At 56.6% G+C, this 258-nt stretch carries 1 protein-coding gene; it reads right to left on the bottom strand.

Annotation, left to right across the window (positions count from 1 at the left end):
• Nucleotides 1-233: hypothetical protein (locus Q4528_RS14610; RefSeq protein WP_303522378.1), on the bottom strand; the 233-nt coding region annotated here is incomplete at its 3' end.
• Nucleotides 234-258: the final 25 nt, after the last annotated feature.

The raw sequence follows: 258 nt of genomic DNA, 5'->3' as shown, positions 1-258 counted from the left end.
CCATCGAACTCCGCTTCCCATTGTCCGTTGACAAACCTGGATGCGGCCGGCTGGCAATCCATGTCGTTGCAGCATGACGTTTGCGGAGCGTCAGGCATCTTCCAGTCTTGATAGAATTTGCCTACCGCGCCTTCGTGCGTGTGCTGCCCTCTTGCGAGATCGATCGACCACATAAACAGCAGAAGGCCGCCCATGACGATCAGGGCGAGAGCAAGGGCTTTGCGTTCGGTCATTTCCAGAACGGGATCAGCTTTGCGA

This window comes from Staphylococcus pasteuri (assembly GCF_030547725.1).
Lineage (GTDB): Bacteria > Bacillota > Bacilli > Staphylococcales > Staphylococcaceae > Staphylococcus > Staphylococcus pasteuri.
This window is presented reverse-complemented; position numbering and strand designations above follow the sequence as displayed.